General features: G+C 47.9%; 1 protein-coding gene. It reads right to left on the reverse strand.

All coding sequences use genetic code 11. The features are described 5' to 3' along the window. Nucleotides 1-42 precede the first annotated feature (42 nt). The coding region (locus J7438_RS26310) for a tyrosine-type recombinase/integrase (protein WP_209278983.1) at nucleotides 43-773 on the reverse strand (731 nt) is incomplete at its 5' end.

Here is a 773-nt window from a genome sequence, read left to right on the forward strand (position 1 = left end):
GTAAATATTCTGTAAATGGCCGGGTTTGGCTTTCAGTCATTCTCAAATAAGGCTGGCTACCGCTTCGAGTTTTCTCTCGTCATTGGTGTGTAAGTAACGGGCAGTTGTTTCAAGGCTCTCATGCCCCATAAGTTCTTTGATGGTTACAAGGTCTATGCGTGCGTGTGCCAGCCTTGTCCCGAATGTATGCCTTAAGTCGTGTAGGCGAACGTCTGGTAATCCTGCCAGCTCTCTCAATGCTGTCCATGCCGATTTAATGTTATCCATCCTTCGACCTGTTTTAGGACTCGGGAATACAAGGTCTCTGGGCTGGCTCTCATTCAGCCAGGTAACAAGGGTGTTGAATGCAGTGTCGTTCAGCGGGATCTGTCTTGTCTGGCCTGACTTGGCTCCTTCACCAACAACGGTAAGGGATGGTCGTTTACTCGATAGGTCAACGTCTTTTACTTTGAGGTTAAACAACTCACCTCGCCTTAAGCCGGTATTCAGGGCAACCAATACCATAGGCATAATGTGATCGGTAAACTTGCCTGTAAGCGGCTCTGGTGCTTCTCTGGTGCGGGTTTCACAATGCTTAATGAATCGTAGCCTCTCGGCTCTTTGTTCTTCTTGCCGGGCTTCTGTTGCGGCTAAAAGCTGCTGTTCTTCTGCCTCTGTCAGAAATCGAATCTTTTTGTTTTTATCCTCCTTAAGTTTTTTAACGTCTGGCATTGGTGACTTGTCTAACAGGCCAGCATTAACCGCCCGGGTAAATACTCCCCGCAATGCGGTAA

The organism is Thalassotalea sp. G20_0 (assembly GCF_017744175.1).
GTDB lineage: Bacteria > Pseudomonadota > Gammaproteobacteria > Pseudomonadales > Endozoicomonadaceae > Endozoicomonas.